The sequence below is a fragment of the Algoriphagus yeomjeoni genome, from assembly GCF_049821175.1.
Lineage (GTDB): Bacteria > Bacteroidota > Bacteroidia > Cytophagales > Cyclobacteriaceae > Algoriphagus > Algoriphagus yeomjeoni_A.
On sequence record NZ_CP187512.1, the window covers coordinates 4,653,268 to 4,679,576 of the forward strand.

Genomic DNA, 26,309 nt, shown 5'->3' on the forward strand with positions numbered 1-26,309 from the left:
CCCACTTGGGCCCCTTTTGAAAAAGAGGGAGTTGCGAAAGTTGGACTTCAGGAATTCATACCTGTTTATTACTTAAAAAACTCAAATAGCTTTTTCTAAGCTCACACGCACCGACTTGCTAATAGGGGTATTGCTTTTGTCAGCATATTCATGGATAGGTATAAGTGGGTTTGTTTCTGGATAATAAGCGGCAAGATTGCCTTTGGGTATATTGTAGGGGATCACCAAAAACTGAAATACTTTTCGTTCCTGCCCATCATAATTGCTTAGGATATTTACCACGTCCATTTTCTTGAGATTCTCCCGAGCTATATCAGCTTCATTCATAAAGAGCACACGACGCTCGTTGTGAATTCCTCTGTAGCGATCGTTCAAACCATAAATCGTCGTATTAAATTGATCGTGTGAGCGGATGCTCATGAGTAGGTATTCGTTTTCTTTTAGTTCGTGAACAGGCAGAGTAGTAGTGGAGAACTGCGCTTTTTGATTTGGGAGTTTACTGAAATCCAGTTCTCTCACATTATTTGGTAAGTAATAACCAAAACCTTCCGATTTAGTATTCATGTCTTTGAAGCCCGAAATCACTTCGCCTAATTTCTCTCGCAGCAACTCGTAATTGGATCCAAGAGATTTCCATTTTACCGGGTGATCTTCCCTGAAATAGGCAGCAGCAATTCCAGCAACAATCTCTGGTTCACTTTTGATATTGTCTGAAATTGGATCGAGAAAGCCTTTGGATTGGTGGACGATGCCCATGCTGTTTTCTACGGTGAAATGCCGTTGTTTTCCATCTTTCAAATCTTTGTCAGATCTTCCCAGCGTCGGTAAAATCAGCGCTGTCTTGCCGGTAATCAAATGACTTCGATTTAGTTTGGTGCTGATCTGAACGGTAAGATCGCAGTTCTGAAGTGCCTTGGCGGTGTATTCAGTATCCGAAGCTGCTGACACAAAATTCCCACCAAGACCAACGAATAGTTTCGCCTTGCCTTCATGCATGGCAGGAATGGCTTTGACCACATCCACGCCTTCATGTTCTGGCGCATCAAACCCAAAAGTTTTTTTGATCGCGGCATTCAGTTCTTTGGAGACAAAATGCATAATACCTACGCTTCGGTCCCCCTGCACATTACTATGTCCTCGAACGGGGCAGGTGCCGGCGCCTGGTTTGCCTAAACTTCCTTTTAGCAAAAGTAAATTGACGCATTCTTTGATGTTTTCTACGCCATTTTTATGCTGGGTAAGTCCCATCGCCCAGCAGATGATGATTTTGCTTTTTTGGGCTAAAAGGGTAACTGTTTCGTCGATTGATTTCTCATCTACACCACAAAGTTCCAGTAATTCTTGTTCACTGTGGGTGTCCAAATGTGCTAAAAGTGAATCATAACCTTCTGTGTATTTCTCTATAAATTCATGATCAAAAACGTTTCCATTTGCCTTATCTAGAGCAGCTAGCTTTTTCTCTATCAGTTTTAAAAGAGCGACATCCTGATTTATTTTCACCTGAAGATAGATGTCTGTTAATCCATGGCCATTGAGTAGCATTCCGCTGATTTCCTGAGGATTTCTGAATCGTATCAATCCGGCTTCCTGAAGTGGATTGACGCTGATAATTTTACCGCCGTTTCTCTTACATTTTTCCAATGCAGAAAGCATTCGGGGATGGTTGGTTCCGGGGTTTTGCCCGATTACCATCACCACTTCAGCTTTGTCAAAATCTTCTAATTTCACTGAGCCTTTTCCTATTCCGAGGGTTTCCGAAAGGCCGATTCCACTGGATTCGTGGCACATATTGGAGCAGTCTGGCATATTGTTCGTGCCAAATGCTCTCGCAAAAAGTCCGTAGAGAAATGCTGCTTCATTACTGGACCTTCCTGAAGTATAGAATATAGCTTGGTCTGGATTATCCAGCGCGTGAAGATGATCTGCGATAATTCTAAAAGCTTCTTCCCAAGTGCATTCTTCATAGTGGTTGGAGCCAGGCTTGAGGAGCATAGGCGCTACCAAACGCCCACTTTTCCCGATTTTAAAATCCGACCATTGAGAGATTTCCTGCACAGAATAGTTTGAGAAAAAAGCATTGTCTACTTCTTTGTTAGTAGCTTCTTCGGCCAAAGCCTTAGCGCCATTTTCGCAATACTCAGCGATTTTGGAAGGCTGCTCAGGATCTGGCCATGCGCAACCCGGACAGTCAAACCCATCCTTTTGATTCATATGGGCAAGTGTCTGAAAGGACTTTATAACTCCCATTTCCTTAAACGTGTGCTGAAGAGCTACTTTTACTCCCGTAAATCCAGCGGCATAGTTTGCAGGTTTTGTCAGCTCAATTCCTGTAAATTCGGTAGAGCTTTGGGTTTGGATGTTCTTTCGGATTGGAAAAGGCATATGTGTTAATTCTGAAGGTCCTGTGCTTAAAGTTAAAAGAAATATGTAATCCGAAATGTTTGGCAATAAGAGGATTTATGGTTCTGTCTATTCTAATGGATGAAGTTCTTTAGGCTAAAACAAAAAAGCGGATTGACCTTTTGCCCAATCCGCTTATTGTATTTAGAAAATCTATCCAGTTAGATGACTGTCACAAATTTCTCTTTTGGAGTACGTACTTTTTTCATGTTTACTAACCAGTCTCCATCTTCATTTCTATAGCCTAGAGGTAAAACGATCACAGATCGAAGTCCTCTTGATTTCAGATCCAAGATCTCATCCAAAGCCGCAGGATCGAAACCTTCCATAGGAGTGGAGTCCACTTCCTGCTCGGCGGCAGCGATCAGTGCCGTACCTAACGCTATGTAAGCTTGCTTAGCTGCGTGAGTGAAATTCTCTTCTGCAGTTTTCGCTGTAAAGCTAGTCAAAAGCATGTTGCGATACTCATCGGTGACAGAGTCTGGAAGATTTCTCTGCTCATTGTTGTATTTGAATACGCCATTGATACGCTCAGGAGTGTAGTTGTCCCAAGCAGCAAAAACCAACACGTGCGATGAATCTGTGATTTGGCTTTGATTCCAAGCGATAGGTTTGATTTTTTCCTTTGTTGCTTGATCTGTGATGACTAAGATTTCATAAGGCTGTAATCCGGAAGAAGAGGCAGAAAGTCTCACTGCTTCAAGGATGTAGTCTACTTTTTCCTGTGGAACGGGCGTTCCATTCATTGACTTGGTGGCATATCGCCAATTCAAATTTTCTAAAACTTGCATACTATGTTGGTTCAGTTTTCAAAGTCCTGAGGATTCACTCAGAAGTAATAAAACTTAAACAAGGCAAGCTTTAGAAAGTTCATTGTATAGAAAATAAATGTATATACATTGTTTAGTTTCTGAAGGCAACTTTTGTTCTTTAGGTTAGTGATTAAGGAGTTACAGGTTTGTTTTTTGCAAATAACTTTTTCCCAAAATGAATAACCGCCCAAACAACGAAACCTACGACTAATCCTACAAGAAATTCTGTAAGGATCGATGGGATGGAAGGGAAAAGGTGATGCATGAAATCTAAGTTGTGAACGAAGATTCCACCAGAAACGAGGAGTAATGCGATGGTACCAATGATCCCCATTGCTTTGATTATTTTGGGTAGTGCATTGACTAATAAAAGACCGACTTTGTCTGAAAAGGAGTCTTTTTTATCATTTAGAGCAATAAGTCGAGCTCCAAATTCATCCATTCTAACAATTAGTGCGACTATGCCATAGACACCTACGGTGGCTAAAAGGGCTATCACAGTCACTACCAGAATTTGCTCTAAAATTGGTTCGGTAGCAACTGTTCCCAAAGCAATAATTACAATCTCCACCGATAAGATAAAATCTGTAAGTATGGCTGATTTTATTTTTTCATTTTCCCGACGGAGAACTTCTTTTTCAGAAATGTCTTCTTCAAGTACTATAGTTTTAACATGCTTCCCAGGAGTAAGGTATTCGTAGATTTTTTCTGCACCTTCGTATGCAAGGTAGAGTCCTCCAATTAGAAGGATGATAGTGACAGCAGTGGGTATAAAGGCACTGAGCAGAAAGGCCACTGGGAGTATGATGACTTTATTGAGCAGGGATCCTTTCGTGATAGCCCAAAGTACAGGAATCTCACGATCGGAGACGAAGCCGGAAGCTTTTTCGGCATTTACAGCCAAATCATCACCTAAAATCCCGGCAGTTTTTTTTGCTGCCACTTTACTCATTACCGCTACATCATCCATCAGCGTGGCAATATCATCTAGCAATGCAAATAGTCCTGAAGCCATTTTTGTTATTTAAAGTCTATGAAAGTTGTTGCCTTTCTGGGGCAAAAGAAAGTGAAGATAGTTTGCTCAATCGATGCGCACAAATGCAGGTTTCCTAAAAAACGATATTGCAGGAGGGAGCTGATATCTTTTTAACTTGGATTTAAATACACGTTTTATTCCAAAACTCAGATCATGATACGTTTTGCCTTTGTTTTCTTACTGTTCATACTTCCAAGTTTTTCTGTTTTATCGCAAGCTAATTATGAGATCCCTGCAGATACGCAGCGAATAGTTTTTTTGGGGAATAGTATCACTTATTCGGGTCAGTACATCAGTTATGTGGAGACGTACTATCGGTTGAAATATCCAGATCGAGAATTGGAATGGGTCAATGTTGGCCTGCCATCTGAGACGGTTTCTGGGCTGTCTGAGGAAAATCATGCGAATGGTGCTTTTCCCCGACCAGACCTTCACGAGCGATTGGATAGGGTATTCGAGCAATTGAAGCCTGATTTAGTATTTGTGAATTACGGAATGAACGATGGGATTTATCTGCCATTAGATGAAGGAAGATTTCAAAAATATAAGGATGGGATCAACTGGCTAGATGAGAAGATTAATGAAATTGGAGCTGAGGCAATCTTCGTGACGCCACCTGTTTATGATCCCGTAAAAGGACCGGCTTATGCCAATGTCTTGAATAATTATTCGGATTGGTTACTGTCAAAAAGATATACCGATGGGTGGAATGTGATCGATATTCACTGGCCAATGCTTAACTATCTGGAAGATCAGCGGGATTTGGATAGCACTTTTTATCTGGCAAAAGACGGCATTCACCCAGGAGAAATGGGGCATTGGTTGATGGCAAAGGAGATATTGCTAGGACTAGGGCAATCTGAGGTGAAAAACTATGCCTACATCGATGAGGCACTCGCATCCTTTCCTAATGGTCAAGAAGTTTTGGGTTTAGTTGCAAAAAGGCAAGCCTTGCTTCGGGATGCGTGGCTCACAGCAATTGGTCATTTGAGGCCGGGACTTGCTGAAGGAATACCTTTGAAAGAAGCTGAGGACAAGGCAATAGAGATTGAAAAGCAAATCAGAGAGTTATTGAGGTAGATGTCAAGCAGTTTCACTTTAGAGTGATTTTGAACCCTAGTGAAATATTTAAATGACGTTTTATCAGTTCGGTTTTCGGTGTTTTATTTCTTTCTGTAAAAGGGCCGATTTAAGGTTGATGCAGAGAAAATCAGCTTAGATTTGTGGCAAAATTGAAGCGCTTCTAAGAAAGCCTGTTTCTTAATACTACAATTGCCGCATGCCCTATTTGATCAGAAAAGCCAATTTTGCTGACTTGAGTTCTTTGTTAGAAATGGCTAAGATTGCATTCCTTCAGGCCTTTACTGAAGGAAATAAAATTGAAAATGTACATGCTTACCTTGAGGAAGCATTCACTGAGGAGCAGTTTACCGAGGAGATCGAGAATCCAGCATCAGTTTTTTTTCTTCTGGAAGTAGATGGCAAATTGGCTGGCTACGCTAAAGTCAATTTTGTGCCAGCACAGACTGATCTTCAGGATAATTCAAGCCTTGAAGTTGCCCGTTTATATCTCCTGGATCAGTACATCGGGCTTGGTTTAGGGAAGGTTTTGCTGAATCACACCATTAATTTTGCGAAGCTAAATAAGAAAAAATACCTCTGGCTAGGTGTATGGGAGAAGAACAAGCGAGCGATTAAATTCTACGAAAAAAATGGTTTGAGCATATTCAGTTCACATCCTTTTCCTTTTGGGGATGAAATCCAGACCGATTTTTTGATGAGAATTCATTTTTGAATGAAAAAATAAAAACTAAAAAAGGCGACCATTGGTCGCCTTTCGGATCTATAAATAGGGATCGATCAAAGAAAATTTATTCTCCAATTTCTCCTCGTTCAGCCATTCTCTGCATTTTTTTATTCGCGTAGATCGCTACTTCCACCCTTCGGTTTTGTTGACGACCTGCTTCTGTGTCATTGGTGGCCGTGGGTTGCATCTCACCATAAGCAGTGATTTCCATTCTACTTTTGGCTATTCCGTTAGCTGCCAGGTAATCTTCTACAGAATATGCTCTCCTGCGTGATAGGTCCATATTGTAATCATCTGCTCCTGTGTTGTCAGTGTGACCTTCTACGAGAATATTCGTCTCTTCGTATTTTTTCAAAGTCTCAGCCAGCTCAGTTAAATTAGACCTAGACGCTGCACTTAATTCAGATTTGTCAACAGGGAACATCAGGCCAGAATCGAAGGTTATTTTAATGCCTTCCCCAACACGCTCTACAGTGGCACCTTCCAGATCTCTCTGCAACTCTTCAGCTGCTTTGTCCATCTCATTTCCGATGATGGCACCGGCTGATCCACCGATTGCAGATCCTATCAATACTCCGACAGCGGTATTACCTTTCCCTGCGATCACTCCACCAAGTACTCCACCTGCTGCGCCGCCTATAGCCCCGCCTTTTACTGCATTACTTGATTTGCAACTTACAGCACCCAAAGTAGTCGAGGTGATTAGGGCAGCCATTAAAAGTTTGTTGGTCGTTTTCATATCTATAGTAGTTTTTTCAAAGGTGATATGGAATCTCGCGAGATTGATTTTGCACTTGAATAAGGACAGTTTCAAACCGCTTGATTTCATATCATAGTTTGTTTGATGCTAGGCTTAATTCCAATTCACGTACCATATCGTTTATTACCTAAATAGAGCTGTTTTGTGATTTTCTTCATGGGAAAATATTCCCGATTTTGCGGTTACAAGGGATGGAATTGATGTGGGATTCCCCGAGAAGAGATAGTTTTTAGTTGTGTTTTTATCTCAAAAAAAATCCTGATCATCCAGTGAGGTTCTACTGCCTTTTTGCACCAAATCTAGTTCTGATCCAGAAGGATTTGTTTGGAGACCTTTCCTTTTTTAAAAAGAGTGCTTTGTCAACCCCCTGATTTCACCAAACTGTTATTAGTGATAATAGGATTGCTTCCGAAACGACCAGCAAGTACTTTTGCGTAAAGTTTATTTTATGAAGAAATTATATTTTCTCTTGCTCCTGGTGCTAGTTTCATTGCCAATTCTCACTTTTTCTCAAGAAAAGAAAGAACCTATAGTCATTTTGATTTCGCTTGATGGCTTTCGATACGATTATGTAAGCCGTTTTAAGCCAGAAAATATATCACGTTTCATTGCCGCAGGTGTGGCAGCAGAGAGTATGATGCCATCTTTTCCAAGCAAGACTTTTCCAAATCACTACACTATCGCTACAGGATTAAAGCCAGAGCATCATGGGTTGGTAGATAATTCTTTTTATGACCCGAAGAAAGATTTGACTTACGGAATAGGTAAAAAGGAGCTTGTCCAGGACGGGACTTGGTATGGAGGTACGCCGCTTTGGGTGCTGGCAGAGCAAAATAATATGATCGCGGCGAGTTACTTTTTCGTGGGGTCCGAAGCCGATGTGCAAGGGGTGAGGCCGAGCTACTATTATGATTACAATGGCAATGTAAGCAACCTTACCAGAGTTACGGAGGTATTCAAATGGCTGGAATTGCCGGAAGAAAAGCGGCCCAGGTTGATTACTATGTATTTTTCGGATATGGATGATGTGGGCCATCGCTATGGACCTAGCAATGATAAAAAGCTTTCGGAAGCGCTGACTAAGCTAGATCACGAGTTGGGCTCGTTATTCGAAGGTCTGAAAAGTTATGATTTAGACATCAATGTAATCCTGGTGTCAGATCATGGCATGATGGACGTGACTCCGGATCACTTCATCGATTTGACAGCATTAACCAAAGGTATTCCAGCTAGAATTGTCAATAGTGGTGCTTTGGCTCACGTGTACCTGAAAGATCAGCAAGACAAGGAGAGAATAATCAAGCAGCTTCAACAATCTGGACTTCCAATTCATGTCACGGACGTGGATGAAAAGGAAAACTACCAGGATTTAATGTATAAGGATAGAATTGGGGATATACTTATCATACCTGATAGATACTATTATTTGGCTTGGGAGACCACATTGACTCGAATGCGAGACAATATGGACAGATTAGACACGGATACTTTTGGGGAGCATGGCTATAGTCCGGCCTATAAGGATATGCATTCGATTTTTTATGCAAATGGCCCGGCCTTCAAGTCTGGGTTGGAAATTGAAACTTTTCAGAATGTTCATGTGTATCCATTGATATGCAAGATTCTTGGACTTCCTATTCCTGAGAATATTGATGGGAGATTGGAAGTGTTGGAGCCTATTTTGAAGTAAAATAATGGATAAGATTGATATCAAATCGAGGAAGGAAGTTGATTTTTTGGTGAGGCGTTTTTATGATCAAATACGTCAGCATGATACGTTGGGGCCGATTTTCAATGGAGTAGTCAAAGATTGGGATACTCATCTAGTGCATCTCAGTGATTTCTGGGAAATGATTTTACTCCAGACAGGGCCTGGTGCAGGCAAGTTTAATCCTGTCCGAGTTCATCGCCAAGTAGATGCTGAGGTGGATAATAGCATAGAGCAGGCCCACTTTGGGAATTGGCTTGAACTCTGGTTTCAGACCTTGGATCGATATTTTGAAGGAGAAAATACCAACTACGCCAAGGAGCATGCGCGAAGAATGGCACATATGCTTTTTATGAGGATTTGGGAAGCGAGGGTGAAGTAGTGGTCAGTTGTCAGTTTTCAGGTGGTGCATGTCAATGCCTAGACCAAATGCAGTCTGAAGGCAGCATTATTTTTGGTTCAAACCCGCCTATAGTCGGACAGGACTGAAGTCATAAACTAAACTGTCGGAATAGGTCTCTCTACTTGATACTTATTGCCATAAATAGTATTTAAGGACGTTCATCATGAGAATTGAAGTATTATTTTTAGCTTAAGGAAACTTTAACACTATCCCAAAATCATGAAAAGAATCACCTTTATCCTGTTTTTTGCTTCCATTGTTTTTTTCGCCCAAAGTCAAACCATCGATCTCTTTGATGGAAAAAGTCTCGAGGGCTGGCACATGGATGTCCCGGATTTGGAAGCAGATAGTTCGCTGAGAATCCCTTTTATCATCCGTGATGGGTTGTTAGTGAGTTTGGGAAACCCTCAGGGCCACTTGATCACCGATGCTGAGTATGATAATTATACCTTGGAGCTTGATTATCGCTTTGCTGGAGAGCCGGGCAATTGTGGGATATTGGTTCATGCATCTACTCCGAGAGCGCTCTACGATATGTTCCCTAAGTCTATTGAGGTTCAGTTGATGCATTCTAACGCCGGGGATTTTTGGTGCATAGAGCAAAATATAGAAGTGGAGGACATGGAGGCAAGACGTGGACCAAAGGAGAATTGGGGAGTAAACGGTAGAAAGCTGAGAAGAATTAAAAATCTTACAGACGATTCCGAAAAGCCCTTAGGCGAGTGGAATCATATAAAAATACGCTGCGATGCAGATAAAGTAACTGTCTGGTTAAATGGTGATTTAGTCAATGATGGATTTAATGCCACTGCTACCCGGGGTAAAATAGCTTTGCAGGCAGAAGGAGCAGAGGTAGAGTTTAAAAATGTTATGCTAACGAAGCTTTAATATCACTTGACAGTACTTCAATCAATAGAAATATTGTTCATTAAGTCCTGAAAATGTATACCTTAGAAAGGTTAAGTCAGGTTTGAATAGCCTTATGGAAGTAGTTTAATTTGTTTTTTTAAGCTTAAAATATAGGAGTATGAAAAAGTTTTTGTCCCTCATTTCTTGTTTCATTTTTATTTCTCTTGTTGCAGTCGCACAGCAAGAGGAGCTATTGTTTGATTCAGATGAAATTTTAGAAGTCAGCATGAAGTTTTCAGTGAAAAAGCTTCGCAATGAAACCAATGATTCCACGCTATTGGATTCGTATTTAATCTATAAAAACACGGATGGTTCCCAAGATACTTTGGATGTGGGACTTAGGGTTAGGGGTAACTTCCGTAGGGAAAATTGTTTTTATCCACCCGTCAGAATGAGGCTAAAAAAGAGGGAGGGGAAAGGGAATATTTTTGATGGAAGTAGAAATTTGAAAATAGTTTTCCCTTGTGCTACTAATAATAATGCTGATTCATTTATAGTAAAGGAATATCTCTGCTACCAACTCTATGAAGAAGTGAGCCAATACACGTTCAAAACACGGATGATTCGGGTCAACTTTCAAAATGAGGACGATAAAAAAGGACGAACCGAGCAGTTTTTGGGCTTTTTGATTGAAGATGACGATAAGGTTGCTGAGCGTTTCGATGCAGAGGTTTTGGAAAATAAGAAAGTAGCCGGTACTTTTCTAGAGGATACTGCAGCAGTTCGTCATGATTTATTTCAATACATGATTGGCAACACAGACTGGTCGAGTCTATACCAGCATAACATGAAAATCCTAAAGCTGGACTCGAAAACTGCTATTCCCTTGGCCTATGATTTTGACATGACCGGCATGGTAAAGCCGCCTTATGCACAAGTCAGTAGCCTAGTTGATATCGACGACGTGAGCCAACGATTGTATAGAGGGTTTTGTAGGGATGAGGCGCTAATGAAAACAATTAGAGATGAGTTTTTGAGCAAAGAGCAGCTTCTTTTTGATCATATTCAGCAGCTGGCACATTTGGTGCCTGATCAGGAGGTTAAGAATATGACTACTTATCTGAAAGAATTTTTTGTAGTTCTGAAAGACGATCGACTTTTTGAAATCAATATTTTATCTGCCTGCAGAACCTCCGAGTAGTTTTTCTAGTTGATCAGTGACTAGACAAGGAAAGTTGATTTAAAGGCTTTTGTTTGCTTCTAGTCAATTCTGATTAATTTAAGACAAAGAGCACCTGTAACCACCGATTTTAATGGCTTGGAAAAAAGAAAAAACAGAGGAGCAAGTTGCCGAAGAGCAGCAGAAAGAGATTGATAAAGAGCTGAAAAAGTCAAAGTCTAAGGGGTCTGACTCTGCCAAATCCCATGGAGAGATTCTTCGTGATCAGATTGTAGATGCTCTGGAAACGTATGACAAAAGCTATCAGAGCTTGTTTACGAGTTCGCTCACTGCAGGACTGGAGATTGGTTTTAGCTACCTACTGATTTGCTCACTTTACTTTTTTTTGATTGGCTCAGTGGCTGATAGTTCCTTGATCCGTATTGTGTCATTGGTTTACCCGCTGGGATTTATCTTGGTGGTTTTGGGACAAAGTATTCTTTTTACCGAACAAACAGCTTTGCTGACGCTACCTGTTTTGAATAAAAAGCGAAGTGCCGGGAGTATGTTTAAGCTCTGGGGAGTGGTAATCGCCGGAAACCTCGTTGGAGGCTATATAATCGCATTAATTTTACTCTGGCTTGGCCCTCATTTGGGGATTTTTACTACTGAAGTTGTTGTTGAAATTGCCACACATGTCATTCATCCAAGTACAGCGGTGATTTTTGTCAGTGCGATTGTTGCAGGTTGGTTGATGGGTTTACTTTCATGGCTGCTTGCTTCCTCCAGGGATACGATCAGTAGAATCGTGATGATTTTTATCATAACTGCGGTCATGTCATTCACAGGATTGCATCACAGCATTATCGGTAGCGTGGAGGTTTTTTCCGGAATGTTAATCTCTCCTGATATTTCACTTTGGGACTATATAGCTTTCCAAAGCACAGCCTTGATCGGGAATGCATTTGGCGGAGCCACATTCGTAGCTCTGTTGAAATACAGAGCCTTTGTATTCAATATTGTTTCAAAAAACTGAGTTAAGGTAAATTAACTTAGATAGCTAGTTGGTGATATTTATCTTGGAGAATGAAAAGACTGATACTCCCAATTATTATAGCGCTGTTATATTTTTCATGTAGTCAGAAAGATATTACTACCCCACAGAAGTTGGTATCCGACGGGCAGCTTGTTTCACTTCCAATAGATAGTCAGACTTCGAATGTAAGTGGTGGTTTAGTGGCATTTCAGGGAGAGGATCGTTCTTGGCTTTTCAATGTGAATCAGACAAATAATGAGGTGCAGTTATATGATCTGGGTTCAAGGAAAATGGAGAAGCGAATGATTTTTGATCTGGAAGGACCCGAAGGAGTAGGAGAGGTTTTGGGGATTCATGTGCAGAATTTAGATAGTATTTTTTTATTTGGATATCCTAGTCTCAATCTCAATCTCACCGACACAAGCGCAAAATTCAAAGCAAAATATACCTACGAACCACCACTTAGCTATACCCCTGCCTTTGTATACAATGCCCACTATAGCTATTCACCCATTCTGAGGGGAGATAAATTGCTGGTGAACACAAAATTTGGAGCAGACCTAAGAGAGGTGTCGGATGATACGCTTGCCTCAAAAAAGCTTAGCTATGTGATTGACTTGAAGAGCTCCGAAGTAGAGCTATTGCCTATCACCTGGCCAGCCGGCTATAATACTTCAGGGCCAAAACTATTGGATTTCAGCATGGCTTCTGACGGAGAAAAATTAGTCTATTCGCTAGTCGCCGACCACAACTTATATGTCGCGGATTTAGATGGGAATTTAAATAAAAGTGTGGAGGCCAAAAGCCAGTTCGTGGATCAAGGCTTTCCTAGTTTTCGTGAAGCAACTGATCGATTTAGCACCATGAAGTACGTCTTTGCCTCGGACCGTTACGAACGTATTTTGTGGGACCAATATCGCGGAGTTTTTTACCGCTTTGTTTACCCGAAAGTAGTAGTGGAAAGTGAGGGTGAAATTGAACAGCTTAGAAGATTCCCCCGGAAGTTTGCTGTGATGATTTTGGACAAAGAACTGAATGTACTAGGAGAAACGCTCTTCCCTGAAAACACCTACTATCCGGGAAATTCCTTTGTCAGTCAGGAAGGACTTTACATCTCCATCAGCCATCCAGACAATCCCAACAACGAGGAAGATTTGATGAGCTTTGAAGTGTTTAAGCTGGAAGAAGTAGAGTGAGGAATGGCCGGTGTCGGTGGAAAAGCTGGAAGACGGGAGACCGAAGACAGAAGTAGCTTACATCATCGCGTCTAGCCCAATTTTTTAAAATTGAGTCTTTTTGACAAAAAATAAAAAAGCAAGATAGAAAATGATGAACACTAAAATTGACGATACTTCGGTCTCCCGTCTTCGGTCTCCCAGCTTTTTTCCTACTTCAATTTCACCAGCGGGTAGTTCAATCCATTCACCAGATTCTTCACCAACACGTATTTGTCCAAGTTCTTGAATAGCTCCGTAAGATTGCGGAAGCCATAGGACCTTGGATCAAAACTGGGGTCTATTTTTCTCAATGAGGCCCCGATCTTGGCAATGTGGATTTCCTCTTCCTCATCCGAGGAGATTTCAAAAGCCTTGTCGATGATGCTGAGATCAAGCTCCGCGCTTTCTTTTTCAGGCTGTTCTTTTTTGATTTCCTCGTTTACGACTACATTCTTGCGGGCAGTATTACTTTGAGTTTTCTCTGCTTTTTTGGTAGTCGATTTTGGTTTTTCTGCAGGCAAAAGGTTTTCCGCATAAGTAAAAATCTCACAGGACTGTACAAATGCTTTTGGGGTGATTCTGCGTCCGATTCCCATCACAAACATACCTTCTTCACGTATTCTTTTGGCCAAACCCGTGTAATCTGAATCCGAAGAAACGATGCAAAAACCGTCCACACTGCCGCTGTGAAGTATGTCCATCGCATCGATGATCATAGAGCTGTCGGTGGAGTTCTTGCCTGTAGTGTAAGAAAATTTTTGGATGGGACTGAAAGAATGTAGGTTGATCATTTCCTTCCAGCTATTCATATGTGGTGTGGTCCAGTCTCCGTAAATTCTTCGAATGGTGGCTTTGCCGTATTTGGAAACCTCTTCGAGAATTTCCTTGATCAATTTTGCTTGTGCATTATCCCCGTCGATAAGGACGGCGATGTTGAATTTGTTGTTGTTCATGTATAAAAATATAAGTTATTGCCCTTAAGGTAGCAATTACTAAGCCGAGGTTGTGATATGGAAAGGAAAGTGCCAGGAGTGTTATGCCTGGCACTTAGAATAATTGATAGAAGTCTTCTTACCCCAGCTTCTCCTTAAAAAAACCAATCGTCCTATCCCAGGCCAATGTTGCGGCATCTTCATCATATCTCGGTGTGGTATTGTTATGAAATCCGTGGTTCACATCTGGATACATAAAGGCCTGATTTTCCACATTATTAGCATCTAGCGCTTTTTCGTATGCTGGCCAGCCTGCATTTACCCGCTCGTCAAGGGCAGCAAAGTGGAGCATCAGCGGGGCTTTGATTTGCGCAGCTTCTTCTGCTGATGGTTGGCCTCCATAGAAAGGAACGGCGGCATTTAGTGTGGGAATTCTAACGGCCATCATATTGGATATCCAGCCCCCAAAGCAGAAACCTACCACAGCTACTTTTCCATTGCAGTCAGGGTGGCTTTTCAAATACTCATAAGCTGCGATAAAGTCCTCTAGCATTTCGTCCCGATCCCTCTTGCTTTGCATCGCTCTACCTTCATCGTCATTGCCGGGATAGCCGCCAAGTGGTGTCAGCGCATCTGGCGCCAAAGAAATAAAACCAGCTACCGCCGTTCTCCTTCCCACATCTTCTATGTAAGGATTGAGACCTCTGTTTTCATGGACGACTACTACTCCCGGAACTTTACCGCTCATTCCGGCAGGAGTGGAAAGCAATCCTTTGATTTTGCCTCCTCCTTTGGGAGAATCGTAGATAATGTAGTTTGATTCCAAGCGAGTATCATCTGCTTTGATTGTGCGGGTGTCTTCATAGTTTGGCATCATCGCACTCATCAGCGCGGCGACGGTCACACCACCAACTGCATAAGCAGAAAGCTTCTCTATAAATTGTCTTCGCTCCAGTTTATTGTGAGCATATGCATCGTATAGGTCAAAAACGCCTTGATCTATGTCTTCTTTTTTTAATTCTTTCATGGTATTGGTGTTATGGGTTGTTGTGTAATTTACAAGAAATTAGTACTAAGTATCAAGTACAAAGTACAAAGTATCAAGAACCAAGAACAAACAACTTCCAACTTCTAACTTCCAACTTCCAAACCTCCCACTTCCAACTTCCTATTATTCTTCCGAACTTGCAGCCAAATATCATACGCTTACTATTTTGTCTCAAAAAATCCTTTTCATCACCCCTCCTTTTACGCAGCTCAACACGCCTTATCCGGCGACAGCTTATCTGAAAGGTTACCTCAATCAAATCGGTGTAGCATCCAACCAAGTGGATTTAGGAATTGAAGTGATTTTGCAGCTTTTTTCCAAACAGGGTTTATCCAAAATCTTTGCCGAAATAGAAGCAAATGAGGCTGAAATGTCTGATAACATCGCTCGGATAGTTCGTCTGAAAGCCAATTACCTACAAACGATTGATCCAGTGATTGCTTTTCTGCAGGATAAAAACCCGACGCTTGCGTATAGAATTGCCGAAGGAGATTACCTGCCTGAGGCAAGTCGCTTTGAGCAGTTGGATGATTTGGAATGGGCTTTTGGTACACTGGGAATTCGGGATAAGGCAAGATATTTTGCTACCCTGTATCTGGAGGATATTGGGGATTTGATCTCCGAGCAAATTGATCCGCACTTTGGATTTAGCCGCTATGCCGAGCGACTGGGCATGTCAGCCAATTCTTTTGATGAAATGCAGGAAGCCTTGAATCAGCCTTCAAGATTGATTGATGAGTTGCTTTGTGACTTGCTGGAGCAAAAGATTCAGCAGTACCAACCTACTTCTGTGGCTTTCTCAGTGCCTTTTCCAGGGAACCTTTACGGTGCTTTCAAATGCGGGCAATACCTCAAAAAGCATCATCCAGACTTGGTGCTTTGGATGGGTGGAGGTTTTCCAAATACAGAGTTGCGCTCGCTGAAGGAGTCTCGAGTTTTTGACTATATGGATTTTATCGTCTTGGATGATGGGGAAGCACCGATTCGTTTGTTGCTCGATCATCTGGATGGGAAGATACCGGTGATTGAGTTGAAGAGAACCTTTACCAGGATTGATGGTCAAGTGAAGTATTGTAATAACAACGCCGTCAAAGATGTTTCTCAACGGGAAGTAGGCACTCCGGATTACAGCGATTTGCTGATTCGGGATTACCTCTCGGTGATCGAAGTGGCCAATCCCATGCATAGACTTTGGTCGGATGGTCGCTGGAATAAAATGACATTGGCACACGGTTGCTATTGGGGAAAATGCACGTTCTGCGACGTTTCGCTGGATTACATCGGTAGATATGAGCCGATCACCGCTTCGATTCTGTGTGATCGCATCGAGGAAATCATAGCCCAAACGGGCCAGAACGGTTTTCACTTTGTAGATGAAGCAGCTCCGCCTGCTTTGATGCGGGACTTGGCGATCGAGATTTTGCGAAGACAACTTTCTGTTACCTGGTGGACGAATATCCGCTTTGAAAGCAGTTTTACGGCAGATCTTTGTCGCTTGCTGAGAGCTTCTGGATGCATCGCTGTTTCAGGTGGGTTGGAAGTGGCTTCGGATCGTTTGTTGGCTTTGATCAAAAAGGGTGTGACTGTTTCACAGGTAGCTCAGGTGACCAATCATTTTACTCAAGCGGGCATCATGGTACATGCCTATCTGATGTATGGTTTTCCTACGCAGACAGCTCAAGAGACGATTGATTCGCTGGAAATGGTGCGACAACTAATTCAAGCAGGTGTCATCCAATCGGGTTTCTGGCATAGATTCGCTATGACCGCCCACAGTCCCGTTGGCTTGGATCCAAAAGCTTTTGGAGCAGTGAATTTGATGCCAGTAGCGGGTACATTTGCGAATAATGACCTACCCCATGATGATCCTACAGGCGCAGATCATGAGCTTTTCGGAGAGGGGCTGCGAAAATCACTTTTCAATTACATGCATGGCGTCTGCTTTGATCTGCCACTTCAGGACTGGTTTGAGACTAGGGTTCCGAAAACAACAATTCCAAAGAATTATATAGCAAACGAAATTAGAAATGAGCCTTCTCCCGAATACAAAGATCGAAATAGAATCTTGTGGATTGGTGCTCAGCCGGAATTACAAGTTTTCGAAGAGGACGAACTTTCTGAGTTGATTTTCTCAGGTAAAAAAGAAGACTTCGCAATGGAGCTTCCACTGGAGTTAGGAGAATGGATCTATGAGATGCTGCAAACAATAGGCTATTCCCAAAACCTCAATACGCTCAAACCAATTCGGGAAAGCTACGAGTCGGAGTTTGGTGACTTTGAGGAGATGCTGGAATCAGAAGTTTGGGAGATTCTGAGGGAGCATGGATTGTTGGTTTTTTAGGGTAACATTCGACTTTTCTTGGAACCGTAGTTAAGTGGGAAATAATCTGGTTTTTAGTATGTCAGAAAGACAATCAATGATTTCCCTCTTTGATATGAATTTGAGAGGAAATGTCTAATTTAAACACTCTCTGAGACTTACAGCTTCTCGGTAAATTAATTGTAAATTCAGTTTGAATAACTTTAAAGAAATGGAAGAATTTTTGGAACCAAAGAAAGATAAAACAGAGAGAGCAACTCAGACTTTTTTTAGAGTGACTTTTATGAATAATTGTAATCTACTGCAGATTGCTGACAACAAAGCTAATATTGTGATCAGCATCAATGCGCTGGTGATTTCCTCTTTAGTTGCGATTATTGGCTACGGAACTATTTCCCAACAGTTTGATTATCAAAAGACAACGACCTTGATTCCAATCATGGTTTTAATCACGACTTGCCTAGTGTCTACTATTTTGGCTGTGCAGGCCGCCCGTCCTAAATTTCTAGGGAGGAGAAAAAATCATGAGGAGGAGACTAAGTCAAGTGTGATGTTTTTTGGAGTTAGCTCCCATTTTACGCTTGAAGAATATCTCACTGAAATTGATCAAATCTTGCCTTCCAAAAAACAAGTTCAAGAGCAAATGGCCATTTCCTTATATTATCAAGGCAAGGTTTTAAATAGAAAATATAAGCTTTTGGCACATGCCTATACAGTTTTTATCATTGGGTTGGCTGTAGGAGTAGTTACTTTTTTTATATACTTAATCGCGTTATAAACCTTGTTGACGAGGGTCTTAAGCTTAAGTTGTGAGAATTAACCTGTTCTTGAATTTTTTGAGTTAATTCAATTTGGTCATCAAAATTATTCCTGTTGACCAATCCATTTTGGTCATGCAAAAGTCTTCTCGTTTTTCCAACGTTGAAACTAGATTTTGCACTTTCTGTGCATGTCCCTCAGGCCAATTTGGTTGCTCGTTCATATCATCAATCACATAGATGCCACCTATTTTGACCAAATCCAGCACCTCATCTAACTCGCTGTATTTTCCAGGCCAAGCATCTGCAAAAATCAAATCAAATTTATCACCTGAATAGTTTTTAATCCATTCAGCTCCGTCTTGACAAAGGATATTGACCCTTGGGTCAAGCATAAAAAAATTACTGACTATTTCTGTGAGTTGTGGGTCAGTGTCAATAGAAATGATGTTTCCACAATCGTCCATACCATCAGTCATCCAAGAAAGAGATAGTCCAATTCCTGTTCCAAGTTCGAGGAAATTACCACAAGGTTTGCTTGCAACTAGTGATTTTAGAAGAGTGCCTATATAGATATCGGAAGGCATATCAAAGCCTATTTCCTGAGATTTCGCTTCTATAGTTGCATGCGCTCTAGGTCTATTAACAATTTCTGAAAGATTCATCAAATAAAAATTTTAAAGTTGGAAGAGCACGAAGACTCAAAAAGTAACGTAAAAATCCGCTTTCGCGGATTTCAATTTAGTAAGTATATTTCACATATACGCGTTTTTGCAGACTTTGCTCATCAGGATTTAGCAATGGGGGAGCTGAAGCTGCATCTGCACTGGTCCGCATCATCTCCATTTTCGCATATGCAAAAGCCACAGGTTGTGATTCCAAAGTGACGCGGTGCACTCGTATAGATTTGATGCCCAAAGTCTGAGCGATCAGTTGCGCTCTGCTTTCAGCATTTCTTAAAGCTGCAGTTAGCAGTTCATCTTCTAGAGACTTTTGAGTGGCCTCAGAAATCCGGAAATTCAGATTAAAACTCATATCGCCTGAACCTTGAATGGATTCTACAATCTTCTGAAGGTCTTCATTTTTACTGTTTGTCACCACTCGCAGTGATTGGCGCGCTACATAGCCGGAATCTCGCTGTGTTCCTCCTCTGTATACACGATTGACATCGACCGAATAATTGTCTGCAATTAATTTATAGTCCTTGATTTTTGCTTTTTTCAAGGCGTCAGCGAGTAATTGTGTTTTCTTATTTATTACAGCTACTGCATCTGTAACTTTCATTGCTTTTTCTTCCAAATTAATCTGGAAAGTCGCTTCGTCAGGTGCAATCTTTTTTTCGCTAAATCCTTCCACTTCAATCAAAGGCACAGTCATGTTGTCCTGAGCAAAAAGTGGGGCTACCATAAAAAAGGAAAGTAGTAGAGTTATGTAATTCTTCATCTGTGTTTGGTTAGTTTCTACTTTAAGTGTTCAAAATGAAAGCCAGTTTTATAAAAAAGTATTTCAATTAAGGGAAATTAAGGAAACAGAGCCCACAAATTCTATGATCAATGTTCAATTCCCAAATTTAAAATCAGCCAAAATCACTGATACTTACTTCCATTCCATGACTTCCATGGTATTTAATTCTGGTCCGCCACCGCGTTTTGCGCTACCAGCAGCTACATAAAGCTTCCCTTTGTGGTAAATCACTCCAGTCCCGTGTCTTCCTTGGTTTAAATCTGGAAGTTTTGACCATTCGCCAGTATGCGTATCGAGAACTTCCACTTCAGCATGAGAGGGCTCCTGAGCTGTACTTTCGCCATTCATGACTAGTAAATATTTCCCTTTCGCAATGGAAGAAGTTCCCCCTCTTGGGGTGGGAAGTCCTGCTTCTACTGTACCCCACGAATTGGTTTTAAAATCAAAGAAATCAACTTCAGGAATCACCAAGTCCAGCACCTTTCCTATCTCAGCATGCGACGTTCTCCCCCCTGCTGCATAAATTTTATCCTCCACCAGTACAGCACCGAAGTGATCTCTAGGCCGTGGTGCATCTGGAAGAACTGTCCATTTGCCTGTTTTAGTGTCATACTCATCAAACCAGGGAACAAAATCGGCATAGTGTCCATCGACGATTCCGCAGACTAAATAGATTTTGTCTCCACGGACTGTTACTCCCACTGAACCTCTACTTCTATCTTCTGGAATTTCTGCACCTTCCCGCCAAGTATTGGTTTTTGGGTTGAAAATCAAGAAATGTGTCAACGGAGTCTCATGTGGATAGCCACCAGTCAACGCGCCGATTACATAAATTTCATTTTTGAATGATATGGCTTGAAAGTGATGAAACTCTATGGGAGCCATGGCTAATGTCCTCCAGGTGTTTGTCTTAGGGTCGTATTCCTCGATTGGTTTGATGCCTCGCCCACCAAGGAGATAAAATTTACCATTGTTTTCCACAAAGGAGTTTTCATGCCTTGGAAGGGGAAAGTTCATGGTTTCCACTGTTGTCCATTGATCAGCAGATTGAGAAAGTACTGAGAGAGTAATTAGTAGAAATGCTAGCGTGAAAAAGGATTTCATAGGGTTGGGTTGTTTTATAAAGTTCAATTTACTGAATTTTGAGTTGTTACTATTAAAGCTTGATGATCAACTTGCCGGGACTCTCCGTGAAAAACTTAGCGTACTCAGCGGTTAAAAAAAAAACGCCACTTGAAGTATCAAATGGCGGTTCACAATACCCGAAATCATACATCCGAGATCCGAAATCAATTTACTTCTCCAAATCCAGAATTTCTCCAATCTTATTGATTTCAGTCATATCTGCTGATAACCCTTGTCCGTCACTAGCCAAAATCTTATCACGGAATGCTGTCAAATTCGAAATATAGCCATCCAAAGCTGATAAGATATTATCCTTGTTTTCTGTAAAAATAGGCGACCACATGGCCGGGCTAGACTTCGCTAGACGAACAGTTGAGGCAAAGCCAGAGCCCGCCATATCAAAGATGTTTTTCTCATCTTCCATTTTTTGCAGTACAGTTTTGCCAAGCATAAATGAGGAAATATGCGACAAGTGAGATACAAATGCCAAATGACGATCATGCTCCTCCGGATCCATAAATCTCAATTTCAGATTCAATGCATCAAAAAGCTCATATGCCTTCTCCTTCAACTGCAAATCAGTTTGCTCTAGCTCACAGACGATCAGTACTTTGCGGTCCAGCAGACCTGCAAATGCTGCTTTTGGCCCAGAATACTCCGTTCCGGCAATCGGGTGAGCCGCTAAGTATTGCTTTCTTTTTGGGTGATCTGCCGCCAAAGTACAAAGTTTAGCTTTGGTAGATCCCACGTCAAAAACTAAGGTGTTTTCACCAATTTGATCAAGAGTTTTCAAAAGTAAATCGCCCAAAGTGTCTGCAGGAGTAGCCAATATAACGATATCAGTATCTGCATCCGGTGCATCTTTGGCCTCTTGAATAATTCCAAGATTTAATGCATCCTGAAGATTTTTCTCACTTGCATCAGTGCCTGTAATAAGAATCTCAGGAAATTTATTCTTTGCTGCCAAGCCAAATGAACCTCCAAGAAGTCCCAAGCCTACAATGTGTAATTTTTTCATTTCTAGTTATTTAATCCTGTTTATTGCTTCCAATATTTTAAACTCAGGCATACACAGCGAAAAGCGAACATACCCCTCGCCGGCTGATCCAAAGATCTTTCCTGGAGTGATGAATATATTTCTCTCATAAAGTAATTCGTCAACAACTTGATCTGCCGATTTCCCTTCTGGCACTTTGCACCAGACAAATAGCCCCGCAGCATTGGTGTCATAGCTCAGATTTAATTTGTCAGCTAGTTTCCAAACCAGTTTTCTACGGCTCTGGTAAGTGCTTTCGATATCAGAAAACCAGCTTTCACCAAGATTTAGTGCTGCAACAGCGCCTTTCTGAATTCCCAGAAACATCCCGGAATCCATGTTACTTTTCACTTTCAGCACTTTCGAAATCCAGTCTTCCCGTCCTACCAGCATACCCACTCTCCAGCCTGGCATGTTGAATACTTTACTTAGAGAATTTAGCTCCATCGCCACCTCTTTCGCTCCTGGAATAGACAGAATGCTGATCGGCTCTTTTGTCAATATATGACTGTAAGGATTGTCATGGAGTAAAACGATCTCATGTTTTTTGGCAAAAGCCACCAACTCTTGCAAGATAGCTCTGCTTCCAGGCGCTCCAGTTGGCATGTGTGGATAATTGATCCACATCGTTTTCACTTTACTTAGGTCCTGATTTTCCAGTTCTTCTAAGTTTGGACGGCCTGATTTAGCAAGGTCAATACCGTAATAAATTGGTTTTGCCCCAAGTAAATTGGTAACGGAAGTGTAAGTCGGATATCCTGGATTTGGGATCAATACCTCATCTCCGGAATTCAGGAAAGTCATGCTCAGATGCATGATACCTTCTTTAGAACCCATCATTGGAAGGATTTCCCTATTCGGATCTAAGCTCGCGCCATATTCCCTTGAATAGAAATTCGCGATGGAGGTTCGCAGCTGTGGAATTCCTTGATAACTTTGGTATCCGTGCGCCTGCGAATTATCTGCCGTACTTTTTAGCGCCTCAATCACATTTTTGTCTGGCGCTAAATCTGGGCTTCCAATACCTAAGTTAATGACTGGTTTTCCATCAGCAATCATCTGATTCACCTCTCTGAGCTTGGCGGAAAAGTAGTACTCTTCTACACTGTTTACTCGATCTGCAAAGCCTTTCATTTCTTGATTCTTGTTGTTATAATTTTAATCTCTTTTTCTCTAATTGTAAGAGAGAAAAGCATCTTAGGCTTGGTTGGCCTCATGCATTTCGGCTACTTCGGTCTTCCGTCCAGTTGATCAAAGAAATTTTGGCTAATGGCATTAATGCGGGAAATCACGTTTTTATTTTCTGCTCAAATACTCTCCAAAAATTTTCACCTCTCCAAAGCTAGTCCGAATTTCCTCAATTGTCTGCGAGAAAATGGAATGATCTTCAAAAACCAAGTCTATGAAGAATGCATATTCCCAAGGTTTTTCTATCACAGGAATTGACTGGATTTTGCTTAAGTCAATCCCATTTTCGGAGATCAACGTCAGCAACTTGGCCAGTCCACCTTTTTGGTTTTGAATCGTAACTTTAATTGATGCTTTATTTGCCTCGCCTGATGGCTTTACAGATTCTTTTTGAAGGATGATAAATCTTGTAAAGTTACATTTCACCGTCTGGATATCATGTGCGATGATCTCCATGCCATAAATATCAGCTGCAATAGTAGATGCGATTGCTGCAACACCTTTTAAGTTTTCTGCGGCAATATCTCTCGCTACGGAAGCAGTGTCAGTATCTTCTTTAAGTGTGATATGTGGATGCTGCGCAAAAAAGGCTTTGCACTGCAAAAGCGCCATGGGATGCGATCGAACTTCTGAAATATCCTGGATAGTCTGGTCTGGAAGCGCCATGAACTGATGACCGATTGGAAGGTAATACTCATCCCGAATGCTCAGGCCATAGCGATCTATTAGATCATAATTTGGTAAAATCGCTCCGGCGATGGAGTTTTCAATCGCCATCACGGCAAAATCTGCTTCGCCATTTGCCACCGCTCTCGCCACTGGCTCGAAAGTGGTGAAATCAAGAATTTCTATTTCCTCGCCAAAATTGCGAAGCGCAACTTGGTGATGAAATGAGCCTGGAACGCCCTGGATGGCTATTTTTAAAGTACTCATAACTTAAGCTTGGCTGACGATGGAGATTCCCGCAAGCTGGCAATGCTTCCAGAAACTTGGGTAAGATTTATCCACCACGGAAGGATCTTCTATACTTACTCGTGTTTTGGTGATTAAAGGCATAAACGCCATCGCCATTCTGTGATCATCGTAAGTATGGATTTTTACTTCAGCTGGCATGGTCACCGATGGGATTACCTGATATACTTCGGGTTCTACTTCCTTCAGGTCAGCATTGAATTTGGCTAGTTCCTGCTGCAATGCATAGATTCTATCCGTCTCCTTGATTTTCAAACTTTCCAATCCCGTAAACGTCGCGTTTTGTCCTAAGATTGCACAGGTCACTGTGATGGTTTGGGCCAAGTCTGGGCAGTGAGTGAAATCCCAATGGGTTAATCCTTTTACCGGCTGTTTCTCCAATAAAACGCCACCATCCTTAAAGGTGCTTTTTACCCCAAGTTGCCCCATGATTTCTACCACGGCAGAATCTCCTTGTAGGCTATTTTCTTTCAAACCAGATAGAAAAAGCTCACCAGAATCGGCGCAAGCCAATAAGCTGAACCAGTATCCAGCACCGGACCAGTCACTTTCTACTGCGAACGTAGTAGGCTGATAAGCTTGGTGCGCAACAGTGATTTTGTTGTCTTGCCATTCGTAACTGATTCCAAATTGGGACATAGAATCCAAGGTCATTTCTATGTAAGATCGCGATCCTACCTTGCCTTCCAATTCAAGCTCCAAGCCCTTCGGCAACAAAGGAGCAATCATGAGAATTGCGGAAATGTATTGGCTAGAAACGTCTCCTCTGATTTTTATTTTATTGCTTTTCTGCTCAGTAAGTCCATGAACAGCCATTGGTGGATAGCCTTCCACTCCCAAATAATGGATTTCCGCTCCCAATGTTCTGAGCGCATCCACCAAAATCCCGATCGGTCGCTCGCACATCCGTGGAGTTCCAGTCATGACCTTATTTTGGTTGGTGATCGCAGCGTAAGCAGTCAAGAATCGCATCGTTGTTCCTGCATCCAGCACGTCAAAAACTGGAGGGTTTTTCTCCAGCAAAGAGATCATAGTTTGCGTATCACGGGCCTCAGCAAGATTGCTGAGTTCGTTTTTTCCTTCCGTGAGCGCGTCAATAATTAGTACGCGATTAGACTCGCTTTTGGAAGAAGGAAGAGGGATATGTGTAGACGAAAAATCTGTTTTCTGAGCCAGATGTATGGTTTCCTTGGTTTCAGTAGTCAAAATATTGGTAATTAGGTCTGAGGTAAATTTTGGTAATAATGGATTGCTTCTTGTATTTCCTCCCGGGTTACAGGAATGTTGTACGTGCAATCGCCGATGGAACGGAGCAGAGAAAACATCAGTTCTTTGCCTTCATTCTTTTTGTCTTGGAGGCAAAAATCTAGAACCGCTGGTAGATCAGTTTCCAGGATTTCTATTTTGCCATATACTTTCAAAAATGCAGATTGGATTTGCTTCAATTCTGCCATTGAAAGGTCTAATTTCTTGTGTGAGAGCCAAGCTTCGCAAATCATTCCGACAGCAATGGCTTCTCCATGTAAAAGGTGTTTTGGTCCGTCCAAAAAATACGTTTCAAAAGCATGACCTATGGTATGCCCAAAATTCAGGATTTTGCGCAAGCCAGCTTCTTTTGGATCTTCACTGACCACTGCGCTTTTGATCTCCACAGAATGATGGATCAGTGGTGCCCAATAGGATTTGCTCCAATTCACAAAATCCAAGCTTTCGAAGTATTTTTTATCCCGAATCAAGCCGTGTTTGATGATTTCAGCATATCCGGATCTAATTTCTTGCTCGGGTAAGCTCTTTAGGAAATCGGATGCTACTATGACTGTTTCGGGCTCATTGAATACGCCCAAGTGATTTTTCAACCCTTCGAAATCTACTCCTAATTTCCCGCCTACACTGGCATCTACTTGTGAAAGAAGAGTAGTAGGCATATTGATAAAGCGAATTCCCCTTTTGTATATGCTGGCGCAAAAACCACCCATATCACCTAAGACCCCTCCTCCAATATTTAGAAAAAGCGCTTTTCTGTCAAGTTGAGCTTCGGTCATGGCAGCCCAGATTTCCATGCAGGTAGCTATGGTTTTATTCTTTTCGCCAGATTCAATGGTGAAAAAAGTACTGTTGGAAGGGAAAACTTCTTCTACCAAAGGCAGGCAATGAGCCTTGGTGTTTTCATCTGTTAGAATAAATAGACTGGAGTAGTTGATTTCGCTGAGTACTGCGGTCAAATCTACAGATGCATTTTCAGAAAAGATTATAGAGTCCACGAAGAAGAGATTTTACTG

General features: G+C 41.7%; 24 protein-coding genes. 10 read left to right on the top strand and 14 right to left on the bottom strand.

Annotated features, from left to right (window positions below):
* Nucleotides 1–81: 81 nt before the first annotated feature.
* The 3 genes from ACPUEN_RS19255 to ACPUEN_RS19265 all read right to left on the bottom strand — a co-directional run bounded on the left by ACPUEN_RS19255 (nucleotide 82) and on the right by ACPUEN_RS19265 (nucleotide 4,227).
* Nucleotides 82–2,382, bottom strand: a complete 2,301-nt coding sequence (locus ACPUEN_RS19255; RefSeq protein ID WP_425637562.1) for an FdhF/YdeP family oxidoreductase — start codon at nucleotides 2,380–2,382, stop codon at nucleotides 82–84.
* A 179-nt stretch (nucleotides 2,383–2,561) separates the two neighbouring features.
* On the bottom strand, nucleotides 2,562–3,191 hold the full coding sequence (locus ACPUEN_RS19260) for an NAD(P)H-dependent oxidoreductase (protein ID WP_425637563.1): 630 nt from the start codon (nucleotides 3,189–3,191) through the stop codon (nucleotides 2,562–2,564).
* A gap of 151 nt (nucleotides 3,192–3,342) precedes the next feature.
* The gene (locus ACPUEN_RS19265; RefSeq protein WP_425637564.1) at nucleotides 3,343–4,227 is read right to left on the bottom strand and encodes a DUF808 domain-containing protein; all 885 of its coding nucleotides are present in this window, start codon (nucleotides 4,225–4,227) and stop codon (nucleotides 3,343–3,345) included.
* A gap of 174 nt (nucleotides 4,228–4,401) precedes the next feature.
* Between ACPUEN_RS19265 and ACPUEN_RS19270 the strand changes: the two genes are divergently transcribed.
* Nucleotides 4,402–5,328 carry an SGNH/GDSL hydrolase family protein gene (locus tag ACPUEN_RS19270; protein ID WP_425637565.1) on the top strand — a complete coding sequence of 309 codons (927 nt, stop codon included), beginning with the start codon at nucleotides 4,402–4,404 and terminating at the stop codon, nucleotides 5,326–5,328.
* Between the two features lie 199 nt (nucleotides 5,329–5,527).
* Entirely contained in the window at nucleotides 5,528–6,043 is a 516-nt protein-coding gene (locus ACPUEN_RS19275; RefSeq protein ID WP_425637566.1) for a GNAT family N-acetyltransferase, read from the top strand.
* A 76-nt stretch (nucleotides 6,044–6,119) separates the two neighbouring features.
* Here ACPUEN_RS19275 and ACPUEN_RS19280 read toward each other — a convergent pair whose 3' ends face one another.
* Entirely contained in the window at nucleotides 6,120–6,794 is a 675-nt protein-coding gene (locus ACPUEN_RS19280; protein ID WP_425637567.1) for an OmpA family protein, read from the bottom strand.
* 469 nt (nucleotides 6,795–7,263) lie between these two features.
* On the opposite strand from ACPUEN_RS19280, the gene ACPUEN_RS19285 reads away from it, so the two are divergent.
* From ACPUEN_RS19285 to ACPUEN_RS19310, 6 genes are all read left to right on the top strand, one after another.
* The gene (locus ACPUEN_RS19285) at nucleotides 7,264–8,505 is read left to right on the top strand and encodes an ectonucleotide pyrophosphatase/phosphodiesterase (protein WP_425637568.1); all 1,242 of its coding nucleotides are present in this window, start codon (nucleotides 7,264–7,266) and stop codon (nucleotides 8,503–8,505) included.
* A gap of 4 nt (nucleotides 8,506–8,509) precedes the next feature.
* Entirely contained in the window at nucleotides 8,510–8,905 is a 396-nt protein-coding gene (locus ACPUEN_RS19290) for a group III truncated hemoglobin (protein WP_425637569.1), read from the top strand.
* A gap of 240 nt (nucleotides 8,906–9,145) precedes the next feature.
* Nucleotides 9,146–9,814: a 3-keto-disaccharide hydrolase gene (locus ACPUEN_RS19295; RefSeq protein ID WP_425637570.1), complete on the top strand. Its 669-nt coding sequence runs from the start codon at nucleotides 9,146–9,148 to the stop codon at nucleotides 9,812–9,814.
* A gap of 139 nt (nucleotides 9,815–9,953) precedes the next feature.
* On the top strand, nucleotides 9,954–10,976 hold the full coding sequence (locus tag ACPUEN_RS19300) for a hypothetical protein (RefSeq protein WP_425637571.1): 1,023 nt from the start codon (nucleotides 9,954–9,956) through the stop codon (nucleotides 10,974–10,976).
* Between the two features lie 112 nt (nucleotides 10,977–11,088).
* A complete protein-coding gene (locus ACPUEN_RS19305) occupies nucleotides 11,089–11,970 on the top strand; it encodes a formate/nitrite transporter family protein (protein ID WP_425637572.1) in 882 nt (293 codons plus the stop codon).
* A 50-nt stretch (nucleotides 11,971–12,020) separates the two neighbouring features.
* Nucleotides 12,021–13,166 carry a DUF4221 family protein gene (locus tag ACPUEN_RS19310; RefSeq protein WP_425637573.1) on the top strand — a complete coding sequence of 382 codons (1,146 nt, stop codon included), beginning with the start codon at nucleotides 12,021–12,023 and terminating at the stop codon, nucleotides 13,164–13,166.
* A 191-nt stretch (nucleotides 13,167–13,357) separates the two neighbouring features.
* Here the strand turns inward: ACPUEN_RS19310 and ACPUEN_RS19315 are convergent, their stop codons facing one another.
* Both ACPUEN_RS19315 and ACPUEN_RS19320 read right to left on the bottom strand, forming a co-directional pair.
* Nucleotides 13,358–14,140 carry an NYN domain-containing protein gene (locus ACPUEN_RS19315; RefSeq protein WP_111612760.1) on the bottom strand — a complete coding sequence of 261 codons (783 nt, stop codon included), beginning with the start codon at nucleotides 14,138–14,140 and terminating at the stop codon, nucleotides 13,358–13,360.
* 118 nt (nucleotides 14,141–14,258) lie between these two features.
* Nucleotides 14,259–15,146 (bottom strand): dienelactone hydrolase family protein, encoded by an 888-nt coding sequence (locus ACPUEN_RS19320; protein ID WP_425637574.1) that lies wholly within the window; start codon nucleotides 15,144–15,146, stop codon nucleotides 14,259–14,261.
* A 187-nt stretch (nucleotides 15,147–15,333) separates the two neighbouring features.
* Between ACPUEN_RS19320 and ACPUEN_RS19325 the strand changes: the two genes are divergently transcribed.
* Both ACPUEN_RS19325 and ACPUEN_RS19330 read left to right on the top strand, forming a co-directional pair.
* Nucleotides 15,334–17,508 (top strand): B12-binding domain-containing radical SAM protein, encoded by a 2,175-nt coding sequence (locus ACPUEN_RS19325; protein ID WP_425637575.1) that lies wholly within the window; start codon nucleotides 15,334–15,336, stop codon nucleotides 17,506–17,508.
* Between the two features lie 190 nt (nucleotides 17,509–17,698).
* Nucleotides 17,699–18,265 (top strand): Pycsar system effector family protein, encoded by a 567-nt coding sequence (locus ACPUEN_RS19330; RefSeq protein ID WP_111612757.1) that lies wholly within the window; start codon nucleotides 17,699–17,701, stop codon nucleotides 18,263–18,265.
* Nucleotides 18,266–18,328: 63 nt separating this feature from the next.
* Here the strand turns inward: ACPUEN_RS19330 and ACPUEN_RS19335 are convergent, their stop codons facing one another.
* The 8 genes from ACPUEN_RS19335 to aroB form a co-directional block, all read right to left on the bottom strand.
* Nucleotides 18,329–18,910 carry an O-methyltransferase gene (locus tag ACPUEN_RS19335; RefSeq protein WP_425637576.1) on the bottom strand — a complete coding sequence of 194 codons (582 nt, stop codon included), beginning with the start codon at nucleotides 18,908–18,910 and terminating at the stop codon, nucleotides 18,329–18,331.
* 76 nt (nucleotides 18,911–18,986) lie between these two features.
* Nucleotides 18,987–19,688, bottom strand: coding sequence for an SIMPL domain-containing protein (locus tag ACPUEN_RS19340; protein WP_425637577.1), 702 nt, complete (start codon nucleotides 19,686–19,688; stop codon nucleotides 18,987–18,989).
* A 153-nt stretch (nucleotides 19,689–19,841) separates the two neighbouring features.
* Nucleotides 19,842–20,813 (bottom strand): Kelch repeat-containing protein, encoded by a 972-nt coding sequence (locus ACPUEN_RS19345; protein ID WP_425637578.1) that lies wholly within the window; start codon nucleotides 20,811–20,813, stop codon nucleotides 19,842–19,844.
* A gap of 190 nt (nucleotides 20,814–21,003) precedes the next feature.
* The gene (locus ACPUEN_RS19350; protein ID WP_425637579.1) at nucleotides 21,004–21,852 is read right to left on the bottom strand and encodes a prephenate dehydrogenase; all 849 of its coding nucleotides are present in this window, start codon (nucleotides 21,850–21,852) and stop codon (nucleotides 21,004–21,006) included.
* Between the two features lie 6 nt (nucleotides 21,853–21,858).
* Complete coding sequence (locus tag ACPUEN_RS19355) at nucleotides 21,859–23,004, bottom strand: pyridoxal phosphate-dependent aminotransferase (protein ID WP_425637580.1); 1,146 nt, start codon at nucleotides 23,002–23,004, stop codon at nucleotides 21,859–21,861.
* Nucleotides 23,005–23,166: 162 nt separating this feature from the next.
* Complete coding sequence (locus ACPUEN_RS19360) at nucleotides 23,167–23,991, bottom strand: prephenate dehydratase (RefSeq protein ID WP_425637581.1); 825 nt, start codon at nucleotides 23,989–23,991, stop codon at nucleotides 23,167–23,169.
* A 3-nt stretch (nucleotides 23,992–23,994) separates the two neighbouring features.
* On the bottom strand, nucleotides 23,995–25,236 hold the full coding sequence (locus ACPUEN_RS19365) for a 3-phosphoshikimate 1-carboxyvinyltransferase (RefSeq protein ID WP_425637582.1): 1,242 nt from the start codon (nucleotides 25,234–25,236) through the stop codon (nucleotides 23,995–23,997).
* An 11-nt stretch (nucleotides 25,237–25,247) separates the two neighbouring features.
* A complete protein-coding gene (aroB, locus tag ACPUEN_RS19370) occupies nucleotides 25,248–26,291 on the bottom strand; it encodes a 3-dehydroquinate synthase (RefSeq protein ID WP_425637583.1) in 1,044 nt (347 codons plus the stop codon).
* Between the last annotated feature and the right edge of the window lie 18 nt (nucleotides 26,292–26,309).